The 13,349-nt window shown below is 59.4% G+C and carries 13 protein-coding genes; 3 read left to right on the top strand and 10 right to left on the bottom strand.

Annotation, left to right across the window (positions count from 1 at the left end; all coding sequences use genetic code 11):
* Positions 1–132: 132 nt before the first annotated feature.
* Positions 133–471: a hypothetical protein gene (locus WDO70_06680; GenBank protein MEJ0062881.1), complete on the bottom strand. Its 339-nt coding sequence runs from the start codon at positions 469–471 to the stop codon at positions 133–135.
* Between the two features lie 797 nt (positions 472–1,268).
* Between WDO70_06680 and WDO70_06685 the strand changes: the two genes are divergently transcribed.
* Positions 1,269–2,801: a DegQ family serine endoprotease gene (locus WDO70_06685; protein ID MEJ0062882.1), complete on the top strand. Its 1,533-nt coding sequence runs from the start codon at positions 1,269–1,271 to the stop codon at positions 2,799–2,801.
* Position 2,802: 1 nt separating this feature from the next.
* On the opposite strand, the gene serB is transcribed toward WDO70_06685, so the two are convergent.
* From serB to WDO70_06700, 3 genes are read right to left on the bottom strand one after another with little or no spacing between them, the layout of a single operon-like run.
* Positions 2,803–3,723 carry a phosphoserine phosphatase SerB gene (gene serB, locus WDO70_06690; GenBank protein MEJ0062883.1) on the bottom strand — a complete coding sequence of 307 codons (921 nt, stop codon included), beginning with the start codon at positions 3,721–3,723 and terminating at the stop codon, positions 2,803–2,805.
* Positions 3,724–3,737: 14 nt separating this feature from the next.
* Positions 3,738–4,397, bottom strand: coding sequence for an SMC-Scp complex subunit ScpB (gene scpB, locus WDO70_06695; protein ID MEJ0062884.1), 660 nt, complete (start codon positions 4,395–4,397; stop codon positions 3,738–3,740).
* Complete coding sequence (locus WDO70_06700) at positions 4,394–5,188, bottom strand: ScpA family protein (protein ID MEJ0062885.1); 795 nt, start codon at positions 5,186–5,188, stop codon at positions 4,394–4,396. Before WDO70_06700 ends, scpB begins: the two co-directional genes overlap by 4 nt.
* Before the next feature lie 88 nt (positions 5,189–5,276).
* Here WDO70_06700 and WDO70_06705 point away from each other — a divergent pair, with 88 nt between their 5' ends.
* Positions 5,277–5,567, top strand: coding sequence for a hypothetical protein (locus WDO70_06705; protein ID MEJ0062886.1), 291 nt, complete (start codon positions 5,277–5,279; stop codon positions 5,565–5,567).
* Between the two features lie 41 nt (positions 5,568–5,608).
* Here WDO70_06705 and nagZ read toward each other — a convergent pair whose 3' ends face one another.
* The 4 genes from nagZ to WDO70_06725 are packed head-to-tail and all read right to left on the bottom strand — an operon-like array spanning position 5,609 to position 10,556.
* Positions 5,609–6,634, bottom strand: a complete 1,026-nt coding sequence (nagZ, locus tag WDO70_06710) for a beta-N-acetylhexosaminidase (protein MEJ0062887.1) — start codon at positions 6,632–6,634, stop codon at positions 5,609–5,611.
* Positions 6,621–7,652, bottom strand: a complete 1,032-nt coding sequence (locus WDO70_06715) for a hypothetical protein (protein ID MEJ0062888.1) — start codon at positions 7,650–7,652, stop codon at positions 6,621–6,623. Before WDO70_06715 ends, nagZ begins: the two co-directional genes overlap by 14 nt.
* On the bottom strand, positions 7,630–9,387 hold the full coding sequence (argS, locus tag WDO70_06720; protein MEJ0062889.1) for an arginine--tRNA ligase: 1,758 nt from the start codon (positions 9,385–9,387) through the stop codon (positions 7,630–7,632). Before argS ends, WDO70_06715 begins: the two co-directional genes overlap by 23 nt.
* Complete coding sequence (locus WDO70_06725) at positions 9,387–10,556, bottom strand: deoxyguanosinetriphosphate triphosphohydrolase (GenBank protein ID MEJ0062890.1); 1,170 nt, start codon at positions 10,554–10,556, stop codon at positions 9,387–9,389. Before WDO70_06725 ends, argS begins: the two co-directional genes overlap by 1 nt.
* Before the next feature lie 84 nt (positions 10,557–10,640).
* Between WDO70_06725 and WDO70_06730 the strand changes: the two genes are divergently transcribed.
* On the top strand, positions 10,641–11,915 hold the full coding sequence (locus WDO70_06730; GenBank protein ID MEJ0062891.1) for an O-acetylhomoserine aminocarboxypropyltransferase: 1,275 nt from the start codon (positions 10,641–10,643) through the stop codon (positions 11,913–11,915).
* A gap of 12 nt (positions 11,916–11,927) precedes the next feature.
* Here WDO70_06730 and WDO70_06735 read toward each other — a convergent pair whose 3' ends face one another.
* Both WDO70_06735 and WDO70_06740 read right to left on the bottom strand, forming a co-directional pair.
* Complete coding sequence (locus WDO70_06735; GenBank protein ID MEJ0062892.1) at positions 11,928–12,569, bottom strand: DNA-directed RNA polymerase subunit alpha C-terminal domain-containing protein; 642 nt, start codon at positions 12,567–12,569, stop codon at positions 11,928–11,930.
* Between the two features lie 43 nt (positions 12,570–12,612).
* Positions 12,613–13,305 carry a DNA-directed RNA polymerase subunit alpha C-terminal domain-containing protein gene (locus WDO70_06740; protein MEJ0062893.1) on the bottom strand — a complete coding sequence of 231 codons (693 nt, stop codon included), beginning with the start codon at positions 13,303–13,305 and terminating at the stop codon, positions 12,613–12,615.
* Positions 13,306–13,349 lie beyond the last annotated feature (44 nt).

Here is a 13,349-nt window from a genome sequence, read left to right on the forward strand (position 1 = left end):
TGAGGAGCAGATGAAGAATCCTGTTGAGGCTCTTTTGCCGCCGCCGCGCCGGCATGAAATGCCAGCGCGCATAACAATGCTCCGCATAGGCGCCGGGACGGCAATCGAAAACGAATCATCGCGCTGTTCCTTTCATCCCCCCGCAAGCAGCACGAGGGCAACCAAGCCCAGGCTGATTCCCAAATATTCGCGGACTCCGAGCTGTTCTCCGAAAAGCAGCGCTCCCAGCACGACAAGACCCAGCGCATTGGCGACCGGATAGAGCGAACCGAACACCGCCAGCTTTCGCGTCTGCAGCAAAACGAACCAGCCTACGCTGGTCGCCGAATAGGCGACGAATCCGGCGGTAAACCACCACCAGTCCGTCTGGCCCTGCCCGGCTCGCTTCATGGCCACATCGCCGAACAGGCCGACCGCGACGGAAACCGTGAATATCAGCCACCATGCGGTTTTGGTGATGGATTCGGCCATGGCTGCGCCTTCTTTTGCATATCCCCAAACGAAAAACCCCCGTCCGATATTTCTGCCAAAGCGAGATTTATCGAACGGGGGCTGAAGCGTTAGCTTCGATAACGAAGCGTCCCTAAGGACGCCGTGAAGTTACTTCTTCTTCTTCACGACTTTCTTCGTTGCTTTTTTCACAACCTTTTTAGGGGCAGCTTTTTTCTTCGCAGGCATGTTGTTCCTCCTCGTAAGTGAAGTGCCGTCATGTTGTTGATTGTTACGCGAACAGTCAACAACATATTCACATCATCATCGTCATTCATGCTCATTCTATGTTGTTTGCCCGACTCACGTTGCAAGCTTGCAACAGATTCCTGCATACGACTTATCACGAACATGCATCACGCGATGCGTGGATCATTTTCAAAACATCGCAGTGTCGCATCATGCGAATCATTTTTCTGCGCGCCTTGAAGATATGATCATGATCATTTTGCCCTCGAGATACTAACGAAAAGTAAAATTGGTGGATGAAATAGCGACATGGCCATCACGGCAAGCATGACGACATGCTATGCGTTCGATCATTATCGGCGCTTAAGAGTCGGCGAGCCTCATGGAAGCATCGACGGCGCGGCGCAAGATTTCCGAACGCGCCGCTGCCAGTTCTTGAGCCGCGATAGGCGGAGATTTCTTACATCCGACTCTTCATTGTCCTCTCCTGCCCCCATAATATCCCCGCTCTTTCTTTGTCCATAAAATTGCCGTAAATTTCCGCCTTAATGCGCCCGCCGCGTCAATCCGCATCAATGGAGTGTGCCTAAATGTCCCATTTGCCGAAAATTTTCCTGTGCCTTCTGGTCGCCGGCCTGCTGGCTCCCGTGCCGAGCGCGCCCGCCAACGCCGCGGCCCCCATGGCCGGGTTTGCCGACATCGCGGAAAAGCTGCTTCCTGGCGTGGTCAATGTTTCGACGACCCAAAAACTCGATCCCGCGGCCGCCGCCGAGGATATGATGGAAGAAGACATGCCTAAATTTCCGCCCGGCTCGCCGTTCGAGGACTTCTTTCGGGAGTTTTACGACAAGCACCGCAAGGGAATGCCTCAGGAACAGCCCCAGAAGGTGACATCTCTCGGCTCGGGCTTCATTATCGACGCGGCGGGCTATATCGTCACCAACGGCCATGTGATCCAGGACGCCGATGAAATCAATGTCATTCTTCAGGACAATACGAATCTGAAGGCCGAATTAATCGGCGTGGACAAGAAAACCGATCTTGCCGTCCTTAAAGTCAAATCGTCCAAGCCGCTTCATGCCCTTGCCTGGGGCGATAGCGAAAAGATGCGGGTGGGCGACTGGGTGCTGGCGATCGGCAATCCCTACAGCATGGGCGGCACAGTAACGGCGGGCATTCTTTCCGCCCGCGCCCGCGATATCGGCGCGGGGCCTTATGACGATTTCCTGCAAACCGACGCCGCCATCAATCGCGGCAATTCCGGCGGCCCGATGTTTAATTCCGGCGGCGAGGTGATCGGCGTCAATACCGCCATCTTCTCGCCCACGGGGGGATCGGTCGGGATCGGCTTCGCCATTCCGTCTTCGCTGGCGCAGGGAGTCGTCGAGCAGCTTAAGACCAACGGCCATACCCGGCGCGGGTGGCTCGGTGTGCGTATCCAGGTGGTCACGCCGGAAATCGCCGAAAGTCTTGGCCTCGGCGCGCCGCGAGGCGCTTTAGTTAATAGCGTCACGCCCGGAGGCCCCGCCGACGCGGGAGGAATTAAATCCGGCGATATCGTGCTGAGCTTCGACGATAAGGATGTGACCGAGATGCGGCGCCTGCCGCGCATTGTCGCCGAAACCGAAGTCGGGAAAACCGCCCCGATGAAAGTCTGGCGCGATGGCAAGGAGGTATCGCTGAAAGTCAAAATCGGCGAGCTTGAAAGCCAGGAGAAGGCCGAAGAGAAGCTGGCGGCCGGCGAAGAGAAGCCACCCGCTCCCGGTATGCCTAAAAAGGAAAAGCTCGAGGGTCTGGGCGTATCGGTTGCCGCGCTTACGTCCGAAACCAGGAGAAAGTATGAGATCAAGTCCGAGGTCAAGGGCGTGCTCATCACCGATGTCGCGCCCGACGGTCCCGCCTCCGAGCGGGGCATCGTGCCGGGAGACGTGATCATGGAAATCTCTCAGCAGGAGGTCGGTTCCGTCGCCGAGGTTACTCAGGCCGTCAAAGCGGCCAGAGACAGCGGCAAGCCCTTGCTGCTGCTCGTCCACCATCAAGGCGACGCCCGTTTCGTCGCGGTGCCTCTGAAGAAGGAAAAGGAAAAGGCAAAAGAGAAGGAAAAGGCGAAGGAGAAGGAATAATTCACTTCGCCGCGAATTCTTGCGCAAATTCTTCCACCCGGTAGCCTTGGGCGTAAAGCAGCGCGGTCAGATCGCCGTGCGCCACGCGATGCGCGGCCTTGGCCGCCACGGCGGGCTTGGCATGAAACGCGATGCCGAGGCCGCCATCCGCCGCGCAAGCCTCGATCATCGGCAGATCGTTCGCGCCGTCGCCGACGGTAATTGCTTCGCCGGGCGCGATGCCCAGTTGCTCCATGCCCTGCCGGTAAAGCAGCAGCTTGGCGTTTTTGTCGAGAATCGGCTCCGCCACTTTCCCCGTGATCTTGCCGTCCTCGATTTCGAGATCATTGCCAAAATGGGCATCAAATCCCAATCTGGAAGCGATCAGGCCGGTGAAGCACCGGAATCCCCCCGATACCAGCCAGCATGTCCCGCCATGACGGCGCATGGTCGTCACCAGCGCCCGCGCGCCCGGCATGATCGTGATGCGTTCCGCCATTTGCTCCAGCAAGGCGGCGGGCTGTCCCGCGAACAGGGCCACACGCTCCCGAATGGCGGCGGAGAAATCGATCTCGCCATTCATCGCGCGGCGGGTGATCTCGGCGACATGCGCGCGGCAGCCGATGGCATCCGCCATTTCATCCAGCATTTCCTGCTCGATGATGGTCGATTCCATGTCGGCGACCAGAAACCGCTTACGGCGGCGCGAGGCGTCCTGGACCAGGGCATCGACCGGCCTGTCCGCGATCAACCCGTCGACGATATCGCGGACGGCGGTTTCGGCGTCCGTTTCCAGCAGCAAATCATGGGCTTGATGGGGGCACAGTTCGGCGCGTTCCGCGACGGGAAAGCCGCGCCTTGCCAATTCGGCGGCGCAATCATCGGCAAAAGAAGAAAAATTTTTGTCGCTCTTGGCGGCAATAAGCGTGACGGCAATCGGCATGATGGATGGGCCGTCTATTCCGCCGCCGTTTGCGCCGCGTCATCTTCCGCCACCCAGTGCGCGGGCTCTTCGGTATCGGTGGTCACGTTATGGTCGCGCAGCGTCGTATCGTCGTCCGGCGCGCCCAAGCCCGCGAGAACCGGCTGGGCGTTCAGAAGGCCGGAGGCTTTCAGCTCCTCAAGCCCCGGAAGGTCATTGAGCGAGGAAAGGTTGAAATGGCTCATGAAATCGGTGGTGGTCACCCAGGTGACCGGACGGCCCGGCGTGTCGCGCCGCCGTCCCGGCCTGATCCAGGCGCGCTCCAACAACAGGTCGAGCGTGCCGGTCGCGGTGGCGACGCCGCGAATGGCTTCGATCTCGGCCCGCGTGACCGGCTGGTGATAGGCGATGATCGCCAGGGTTTCCGACGCGGCGCGCGGCAGCTTGCGGCGCGGCTCGGTCACGATTTGCAATTGATCGGCAAGATCGGGCGCGGTGCGGAAGCCGTAGGCGTCGCCGATGGCGACCAGATTGACGCCGCGCGGCGCGTAATCTTTTTTCAGCATATCGAGCAGCGCCTCCAGCGTCACGTCGTCGCCGACGCGGGCGAGCAGAGCGTTTCGCGTTACCGGTTCCGTGCTGGCGAACAGCAGCGCCTCGATCATACGTAACTGGGGATGCAGTTCTTCGGTCATTGCCGTATTTCCTCGTTTTCTGGCTTGGCCTTGCGGAGATAGATCGGGCCGAAATTGGCGTCCTGGCGCAATTCGACTTCGCCCAGCTTGACCATTTCCAGCGTCGCGGCGAAAGTCGAGGCCACGGCGGAGCGCGCCTCAAGATCGTCCACGGGTTCTTTCGGCATGAAGCGCGTGAGCACCGCCCATTCCGGCATGAATCCGATCATGCCGCGAAGCCGGACGAGAGCGTCTTCCATGGAAAACAGCCTCCATTGCGGCATCAACGCATAGCTCGGCGATTTGGTTCTGCGCTGCGGCGCGGCGAGAGCCTGCAGCAAATCATAGAGCGGCAAGTGATAGACAGGCTTCTCGATCCGGCGGATGGGTTCGGGAATGCCGCGCAGGAAAATCTCCGTTCCCAATTGCGGCAAAGCGGCCAGTTGCGCCGCCGCCTTCTGCATCGCTTCCAGGCGCAGCAGCTGGAATTTTAGCGCCGCCGCGAGCGAGGCGGGATCGGGTTCCTCGCCGGGAGGGGCGGGAAGCAGCAGGCGTGATTTCAGATAGGCAAGCCAGGCCGCCATGACCAGGTAATCCCCGGCGACTTCCAGCCGCAAGCGCCGCGCCGTCGTGATATAGGCAAGATATTGCTCGGCAAGCGCCAGAATCGAAATGGAGCCGAGATCGACCTTTTGCTCATGGGCGAGATTGAGCAACAGGTCGAGCGGCCCGTCATAATTGCCAAGCTTGACGACCAGATCGTAATTCGATCCGCCGTCTTCCTGTTCGTTTGATGTCGCTGTCTCGGTCATGGCCCTGAGAATACCTGCATTTTCTTGATTCGGGAAAGAATAGAATATAGGCTCCCCGGCATCGGAATTAACCATAATGGAGGTTATCATGGCCGGCGTGATTTCTCTATGGGTAGCCACCGCCCGCCAGCTTTATGCGCATAGAAAAATCAAAATGGCCTACAGAGCCTATGCGCGCCAACTGCCGCAGTTGATAAAGGAACATAACAAAGAATGGATTGCCATGGACTGGAACCCCTTGACGGGTGCCAAACAGGTTGCGATCGCGCCGACCGCACAACAACTTTATGATCATCTCAATAAAAGAGAAATTCCTATCCACCCGCTGCTGATCCGACGGATCGAAGAACAAAAGAAAAAACTCCAGCTTAATTGGTAATCCATAAAACAGAGCGGTTGAGCCTCAAGGCGTTCTCGGGTTTATGCCAGCGCGGCCTCCAGGCGACGATAAAGTTCCTGGGCCAATAACGGTCGCTCGGGCTGATGAATGGCCCGTTTCGCCTTTTCCCAGCGCGACCAGGCCTGTTCGGTCATGGGTGGCAGCCCGGCGGCGAGATCATGCATATCGGCAACCTTGCTATTACAAATAAGCGCGACATCCGATCCCGCCGCGAGCGCCAGCCGCGCCCGGTCGGACAGCGCGCCGCCAAGCGCCCCCATATCCAGATCGTCCGTTATCAATAATCCATCGAAGCCGATTTCCCCGCGAATGATATCGCGGACAATCGCGGGCGATTGCGAAGCGGGCAGCACGGGATCGATGGCGGGAAAAAGAATATGGCTGCTCATGCCGACGGGCAGATGGCGCAGCCGCCGGAACGGCTCAAAATCCGGCGCGAGTTCGGCGCGGCTTTGATAAACCGTCGGCAGCTCGACATGCGGATCGACGACGGCCCTCCCATGGCCCGGCATATGCTTGATGACCGGCAAGACACCCTGGCTCAACAGACCGTCGGCATAGGCTTGGCCAAGCGCGGCAACGGCCTCGGGGTCGGTGGCAAAGGCCCGGTCGCCGATAGCCTGATGCGTTTCGGGATGGGCGATATCCAGCACCGGCGCGCAATTCACCGTCACGCCAATTTGGCGCAATTCATCGCCGATCAGGCTCCCTGCGATCCGCGCCATGTCGAGGCCGAGCGCATGATCGCGCGCGTAAAGCATGCCCAGAGATGCGGCGGGAGGAAATTTCGGCCAGTGCGGGGGCTTGAGGCGGGCGACCCGTCCACCTTCCTGGTCGATTAAAATAGGCGCGTCGTCGCGGCCCACGCTGGCGCGAAGCTCGGCGATCAAGGCGCGCGCCTGATCTTTTGTGACGCAGTTCCGCCCCATAAGAATGAAACCGAACGGACTGACCGAGGCGAAAAAATCGCGCTCTTCCTCCGTCAGTTCCGTCCCGCTGCAGCCGCAAATCAGTGGCGCGGGAAATTTTCGTTCAGGGCGGGGCAATCAGGCACCCCGCTCCGGCCGCCCTCAGATCGGCGCATACTTTCTGTGCCGTCGCAGAAGGCAATGGCTGGCTTTGAATGCGATAAGAGCCGCCGCTTTTGACGACGGATAATTTAACGCTGCGCAGCATGCCTGCATGCCGCGTAACGATATCCATCAATTTCTCTTGGGCCCTGGCGGAATCAGGAAACGCGGCCAGTTGGATGCGCGTTTGGCCCGTCTCGGCCTTCGCCGGATTCGGTGGTGGCGGCGCGGGCGGTCTGATAAGCGGCTTAACCGGCTTGACCGGAACGGGCGCGGGCTTTTGCTTTGCCGGTTTTTCCTGCGCTATTTTTTCCTTGGGTTTTTCTTTCGCGGGAACGGTCTTCTCGGCCCCTGCCGCCGGAGGCTGAGATATGGGTTGGGGAGCAGGCTGGGGGGCGGGCTGCGGCTGGGACGCAGGCGTGACGACTTTCTCCGGCAACGGCGCGGGAACGGTAATCGGGGGAGGAACAACAGCCGGCAGCACGGCAGCGGGCGGAGACTGAGATGGAGGAGAAACTACAGGCGGCTCCACCGCTGGCTTCTCGGGAGCTTTTTCGGGCGGCTTTTCTGATGGCTTCTCTGCCGATGGAACCGGCACGGACGGAGGCGGCGGAACGACTTCGATAGGCGCCTGCACGGCATGCTCGTTCGGCGCTTCGGGCGGCGGCAGCAGATGCTCGACCTGCTCACTATCTTCTTCCTTTTGGCCAAGCCGGTCGAAGATCGTCACATCCTGGTGCGGCACGTCGATGCCGCCGGGCGCAGCGGGGCGCTGCTTGACCGGCCCCCGTTCCGCCATGATAAGCGGAATTTCGCGGGGCGTGGAAGGAAGTCCCGAGACATATTCATAAATGCCTCCGCCCGCGAAACACAGCAGGGATGCGGCGATAAGAATAATTCCTCGGCGCTGCCGCAGCGTCAGTTTCGGCCTGGAACGACGAGGCGGCTTCAGCGCCGGATCGGGAAAGAGCTCAGGCGGCAACGGATTGCTCATCGCGCAGTTCCGCAAGCGGGGTGACGCCAAGCACGGCGAGGGCGGAGGCAAGCACGACCCGCGCCGCCTGCACCAGCGCGACGCGCGACAGCGAAACCTCGTCATCGCCGGGGATCAGGAAACGCATCGCGGCGTCCTCCCGGCCCTTGTTCCAAAGGCCATGGAAATGCCCGGCGAGGTCGATCAGGTAATAGGCGATGCGGTGCGGCTCCTGCGCCTCCGCAGCCGTCGCCACGATACGCGGCCATCCGGCAAGAAATCGCAGCAGCCCCAGTTCCGCCGCGCCGTCGAGCCGTGCCAAGGGCAGCGCCGCCAGCTTCGCCAAATCTTCCGCCTTGTCGCCATAGGCTTCGCGCGCGTGGCGGATGACGGAGCAGCAGCGCGCATGCGCGTACTGAACGTAAAACACCGGGTTGTCGCGCGTCTGCTCGATGACCTTGGCGAAATCGAATTCCAGCTCGGCGTCGGGCGTGCGCGACAGCATGAAAAAGCGCACCGCCCCCGCCCCGACTTGCTCCACCATCTCCTTGAGCGTAATCAGGTTGCCGGAACGCTTGGACAATTTCACCAACTCGCCGTTGTTATAGAGCTTGACGATGGCGTTGAAGATGACGTTGAGATGCGCCTTGCCGTCGGTGAACGCCGCCACCGCCGGACGCAGGCGCTCCAGATAGCCGCCGTGATCCTTGCCGAGGACATTGACCATCATCATATAGCCGCGCCGGATTTTGTCATAATGATAGGCGATGTCGGGCATGATATAGGCCCAGGTGCCGTCGCGCTTCTTCAAGGGCCGGTCGGTGTTGTCGCCGAACTTGCTGGAGCGGAACAAGGTGAGCGGCACGGGCTCCCAATCTTCCATGGTCTTGCCGCGCGGCGGCGGCAGCGTGCCGGTATAGATCAAATCCATATCCTGCAGAATCTTGAACGATTTTTCGAGCGTGCCGTCGGCGATGAGATCGCGCTCGTTGGTAAAAACGCTATGCTGAATGCCGATCAGCGCCAAATCTTCCCGGATCACGCCCATCATATGCGCGACGGCGAAATCGCGGATCGGCTCGAGCCAAACAGCTTCATCCTGTTCCAGCCATTTTTTCCCGTCGCGCGCGGCCAGCGCCTGCCCGACATCTTTAAGGTACTCCCCCGGATAAAGCCCTTCGGGAATAGCGCCGATATCCTCGCCAAGCGCCTCGCGGTAACGCAGATAGGCCGTGCGCGCCAGCACATCGACCTGGGTTCCGGCGTCGTTGAAATAATACTCGCGGGTGACGTCGTAACCGGCTTTTTGCAGCAGGTTCGCGACCGTGTCGCCGATCACCGCGCCGCGCACATGCCCGGCATGCATCGGACCAGTCGGATTGGCGGAGACATATTCGACATTGACCTTGACGCCCTTGCCGATATCGCAGTCGCCATAGGCAATCCCGGCCTGCAAAATCTTGCGAAGCTCGCCATGCCATGCATCGGGCTTAAGCCGCAGATTGATGAAGCCCGGCCCGGCGATGGCCGCGTCGTCAATCGTCGGTTCGGCCAGCAGATGCGGAACCAGAGCTTCGGCAATCGCGCGCGGCGGCTTGCCGAGCGGCTTGGCCAGCGTCATCGCCGCATTGGTCGCGATATCGCCATGCGCGGCCTCGCGCGGCGGCTCGACGGTGAAGGCGGCTTGCGGCGCATCGGGAAAAGCAGCGGCTATGGCTGCGGCCACAACGTCGCGATATTGCTCGAAAATAGACATCAGACGAACTTTTCCATCGAAAACAGCCGGTTATATTCGGTCACAGCGTAGCGATCAGTCATACCGGCAATATAATCCGCGATCAAGCGCGCGCGACGGGCTTCCTCGTTTTTGCCGTCGAAAGCAGCGATTTCCGCCTGCCAGTCGGGCGGCAGGCAGTTCGGATATTTCACGAAAAAATGGAACAGATCGGTGACGATCCGCTCGGCCTTGGCGTTGAAGCGGTTGACCTGGGAATGGCGGTACATTTTCTGCATCAGGAAATCGCGGAAGGTGCGGAAATGGCCCTGGGTTTCCGTGCTGCATGAGACAGTCGCCCTCCCCGCCCCGCGGATATCCTCGACCCTCTCCGGCTTGAGCTTCGCCAGATTTTCGCGCGTGGCGGTCAGCAGGTCGTTGACAATGAAGCCGATCACCTGGCGCACGGTTTCATGCAGCAGCTTGTCGTCAGTGATGCCCGGATAGTTTTTCCGGCTCTCGGCCAGCACGGCGGAAAAGACCGGCAAAGCGGCCACGTCGTCGAGCGTCAGCAGCCCCGCGCGCACGCCGTCATCGACATCATGGCTGTTATAGGCGATATCATCCGCGAGCGCCGCGACCTGCCCTTCCGGCCCGCACCAGTTGCCGAGTTCCATATCCCATTTCTCGTTGAAGGCGGCGATGGTCGGCGGAATTTTTTTCTCCGGCGCGAGCGGGCCGTTATGCTTGACGATGCCCTCCAGCGTTTCCCAGCTTAGATTGAGGCCGTCGAAATTCGGATAACGCCGTTCGAGTTCCGTCAATATCCGGAATGTCTGCTCGTTATGATCGAAGCCGCCATAGGGCTGCATGACGGCGTTGAGCGCCTCCTCCCCGCGATGTCCGAAGCAGGTGTGGCCGAGATCATGGGCAAGCGCGATGGCTTCGGTCAAATCCTCGTCGAGATTGAGCTGGCGGCTGATCGAACGCGCGATCTGCGCCACCTCCAGCGTATGCGTGAGCCGCGTGCGGTAAAAATCGCCCTCGAATTCGACGAAGACCTGTGTCTTATTGCGCAGCTTGCGAAAAGCGCCGGAATGAACGATCCGGTCGCGATCCCGCTGGTATGCCGTGCGCGTCGCGCTGACCGGCTCCACGATCAAGCGGCCCTTCGATTTGTCGGCATGGGTGGCGTATGGGGCTAACGGCATGGAAACCTTATGATTAACGTGGCTTTAACTACGATCATGGAATGGTGAGGCCAGTGTAGCCTATCGGCAAAACGAGTCCAAGGCATGTCGGAATCATCGCATTTTGAAACCTTGGCCGTTCATGCGGGCGCGACGCCCGACCCCACGACCAAAGCCGTCATCACTCCCATATACCAGACCGCCGCTTACGCCTTCGACAGCGCCCAGGCGGCGGCGGAACTGTTCAGCCTCGACCGGCCCGGCGATTTTTACAGCCGGGGCGGCAATCCGACCAACGCCGTGCTGGAAAGCCGCATCGCCGCGCTCGAAGGCGGTGCGGGCGCGCTGGCGGTGGCGTCGGGACTGGCGGCGGAGTTCATCGCGTTTCATACGCTGATGGATAAAGGCGGGCATATCGTCGCCTCGAACCGGCTTTACGGCGGATCGGTCTCGCAGCTCAAGCATGCCTGGCATAATCTCGGATGGCAGGTCAGCTTCGTCGATCTTGACGATCCGGCGGCGATCAAGGCCGCCATCACGACCAAGACGCGGGCGCTATTCGCCGAAAGCCTCGCCAATCCCGGCGGCGTGGTGACGGACATGGAAGCGCTGGCGGAAATCGCCAAAGGCGCGAATATTCCGCTGGTCATCGATAACACGCTCGCCTCTCCCTATCTCTGCCGCCCGATAGCGCATGGCGCGGATATTGTCATCCATTCGGCGACGAAGTTTCTCGGCGGCCACGGCAATTCGATGGCCGGTCTGATCATCGATAGCGGCAAGTTCGACTGGGCGAAGAGCGGAAAATATCCCGCCCTCAGCCAGCCCAACCCCAGCTACAACGGCAAAATATTCACCGAAGCGTTCGGCAAGCAGGCTTTCATCGTCGGATGCAGGGCGCTGGGGCTGCGCGATTTCGGCCCGTGCCTGTCGCCGTTCAACGCCTTCCTGATCCTGACCGGCATCGAGACGCTGCATCTGCGCATGGCGCGGCATTGCGAGAATGCGCTCGCCATCGCCACATGGCTGCAAGAACATCCCAAGGTCGCGCGGGTGAATTACGCCGGACTGCCGGACGACAAATATTACGGGCGGGCGCTGAAATATCTGCCATGGGGCGCGGGAGCTGTTTTCACCTTCGGCCTCAAAGGCGGTTATGATTCCTGTGTGAAGCTGGTGGAGCGGGTCAAGCTGTTCTCGCATCTCGCCAATATCGGCGATACGCGCAGCCTTATCATCCATCCGGCCTCGACCACCCACAGCCAGGTTTCGCCCGAAGCCCAGCGCGCCGTCGGCATCGGCCCGGACGTCATCCGCCTCTCCGTCGGCATCGAGCATGCGGCGGATCTGATCGCGGATTTGGCGCAGGGGCTGGAGTGAGTTTAGCGGCGATTATTGCTTGGGCGCTTGATGTTTCAGCATAAGTTTCTGCAATTGCTTTCTGAATTTCGGATCGGGCAAAAGACCCGCCACGGTTCCCAACAACTCGCTCGCCTGCCGAAAGCCTTTGACGATATCCTGTTCAGAGCGTTCGGCGACCAACTCGCGCACTTCGTTTTGGAGGCCACTGTCCGGACGTGGCGTGGCCGCCGGCGCTCGAACCGCCTCCAATTGGGCGGCGCGGAAATCGGCTTGGGCATCGGATCCCTGCTCGGCTGGAACCATCTGGCCACCGGTAAATCTGAACTTTGCCAGTTCATAATAATTCTGTTTAGCAAGCGCGTTCGCCTCCTCATGGCGGCTTGCCAATATCGCCAGGAATTCTTCTTCCGGAGGCTTGTCCACGATTTTCGTGTTGAGGCTAAGGCCTACTTTCCCAAGAACGCTCTTCAATTCACGAATGCTCTGCCTGCCGAAATTTTTCAATTTCGTGAAATCGCCTTCCGATTTCTGAATCAACTGCGCCACGAAAACAACATTTTCGGCAGAAAAAGCATTGGCAATACGAACCGACATGAACAAACAGTCCGTCGACATGGAAAATAACGGGTTAGCCTTAACCTCGTCCATCGTTATGCGTGAGCCGTCCGTCATCCATCAATCCTTCGTTATAGTATGCTCGCATGGCTATGAGCGATTATTGCTTGGGCGCCTGATATTTCAGCACAAGCTTCTGCAATTGCTTTCTGAATTTCGGATCGGGCAAAAGACCCGCCACGGTTCCCAATAGCTCGCCCGCCTGCTGAAAGCCTTTGACGATATCTTGTTCAGAGCGCTCGGCGATGAGCGCCGCAACCTCTTGAAGACCTGGGGGCTTTTTCTGGACAGGCTGCTTCGCGGCCTTACCGGGCTGCGGAAGGATCGCCGGCCCTTGAGTAAGAGAGTGAAGAATATCCGTGACAAGATCGTTTTTAACGACTTGAGAAGCTCCCTGCTTGAAAGCCGCGGCGGCGGAATCGTCAGGCACTGTCCGCCCGCCGCTGAATCTTTCCATTTGCGCATGGCCCAACGCAACATCGGCTTCCTTTTGACGGCCTTTTAAAATCGCAAGGAACTCCGGATCGGAAGGCTTGCCTTCGATTTGGGTATTGAGGCTAAGGCCATGGTCTTCTCCCAATACTGTCCGCAGTTCGACAATGGTTTTTTTGCCACAGTTTTTCGTGTGCAGCAGATCTCCCTCGGTCTTCTGTATCAGCTGGCCGATATGCTCAATGCCCGCATTCTGCATCACATTAATCGCACGAATGGAAAGATTCAGATAGTCCACCGAAGCGGCAAATATAAGATTCGAGTTAACGTCTTCCATCGTTATGATTGTTTTTTCCGCCATCGATAATCCCCACTTTTCGGCAATATGCAAAAATGAAAACTATC

Source organism: Alphaproteobacteria bacterium (assembly GCA_037200005.1).
Taxonomy (GTDB): Bacteria; Pseudomonadota; Alphaproteobacteria; order UBA9219; family RFNS01; genus JBBCGY01.

Excerpts from the sequence above, each read along its gene's own strand:
- WDO70_06680 (MEJ0062881.1), bottom strand. The coding sequence starts at position 471 with ATGGCCGAATCCATCACCAAAACCGCATGGTGGCTGATATTCACGGTT.
- WDO70_06685 (MEJ0062882.1), top strand. The coding sequence starts at position 1,269 with ATGTCCCATTTGCCGAAAATTTTCCTGTGCCTTCTGGTCGCCGGCCTG.
- serB (MEJ0062883.1), bottom strand. The coding sequence starts at position 3,723 with ATGCCGATTGCCGTCACGCTTATTGCCGCCAAGAGCGACAAAAATTTT.
- scpB (MEJ0062884.1), bottom strand. The coding sequence starts at position 4,397 with ATGACCGAAGAACTGCATCCCCAGTTACGTATGATCGAGGCGCTGCTG.
- WDO70_06700 (MEJ0062885.1), bottom strand. The coding sequence starts at position 5,188 with ATGACCGAGACAGCGACATCAAACGAACAGGAAGACGGCGGATCGAAT.
- WDO70_06705 (MEJ0062886.1), top strand. The coding sequence starts at position 5,277 with ATGGCCGGCGTGATTTCTCTATGGGTAGCCACCGCCCGCCAGCTTTAT.
- WDO70_06715 (MEJ0062888.1), bottom strand. The coding sequence starts at position 7,652 with ATGAGCAATCCGTTGCCGCCTGAGCTCTTTCCCGATCCGGCGCTGAAG.
- argS (MEJ0062889.1), bottom strand. The coding sequence starts at position 9,387 with ATGTCTATTTTCGAGCAATATCGCGACGTTGTGGCCGCAGCCATAGCC.
- WDO70_06725 (MEJ0062890.1), bottom strand. The coding sequence starts at position 10,556 with ATGCCGTTAGCCCCATACGCCACCCATGCCGACAAATCGAAGGGCCGC.
- WDO70_06730 (MEJ0062891.1), top strand. The coding sequence starts at position 10,641 with ATGTCGGAATCATCGCATTTTGAAACCTTGGCCGTTCATGCGGGCGCG.
- WDO70_06735 (MEJ0062892.1), bottom strand. The coding sequence starts at position 12,569 with ATGACGGACGGCTCACGCATAACGATGGACGAGGTTAAGGCTAACCCG.
- WDO70_06740 (MEJ0062893.1), bottom strand. The coding sequence starts at position 13,305 with ATGGCGGAAAAAACAATCATAACGATGGAAGACGTTAACTCGAATCTT.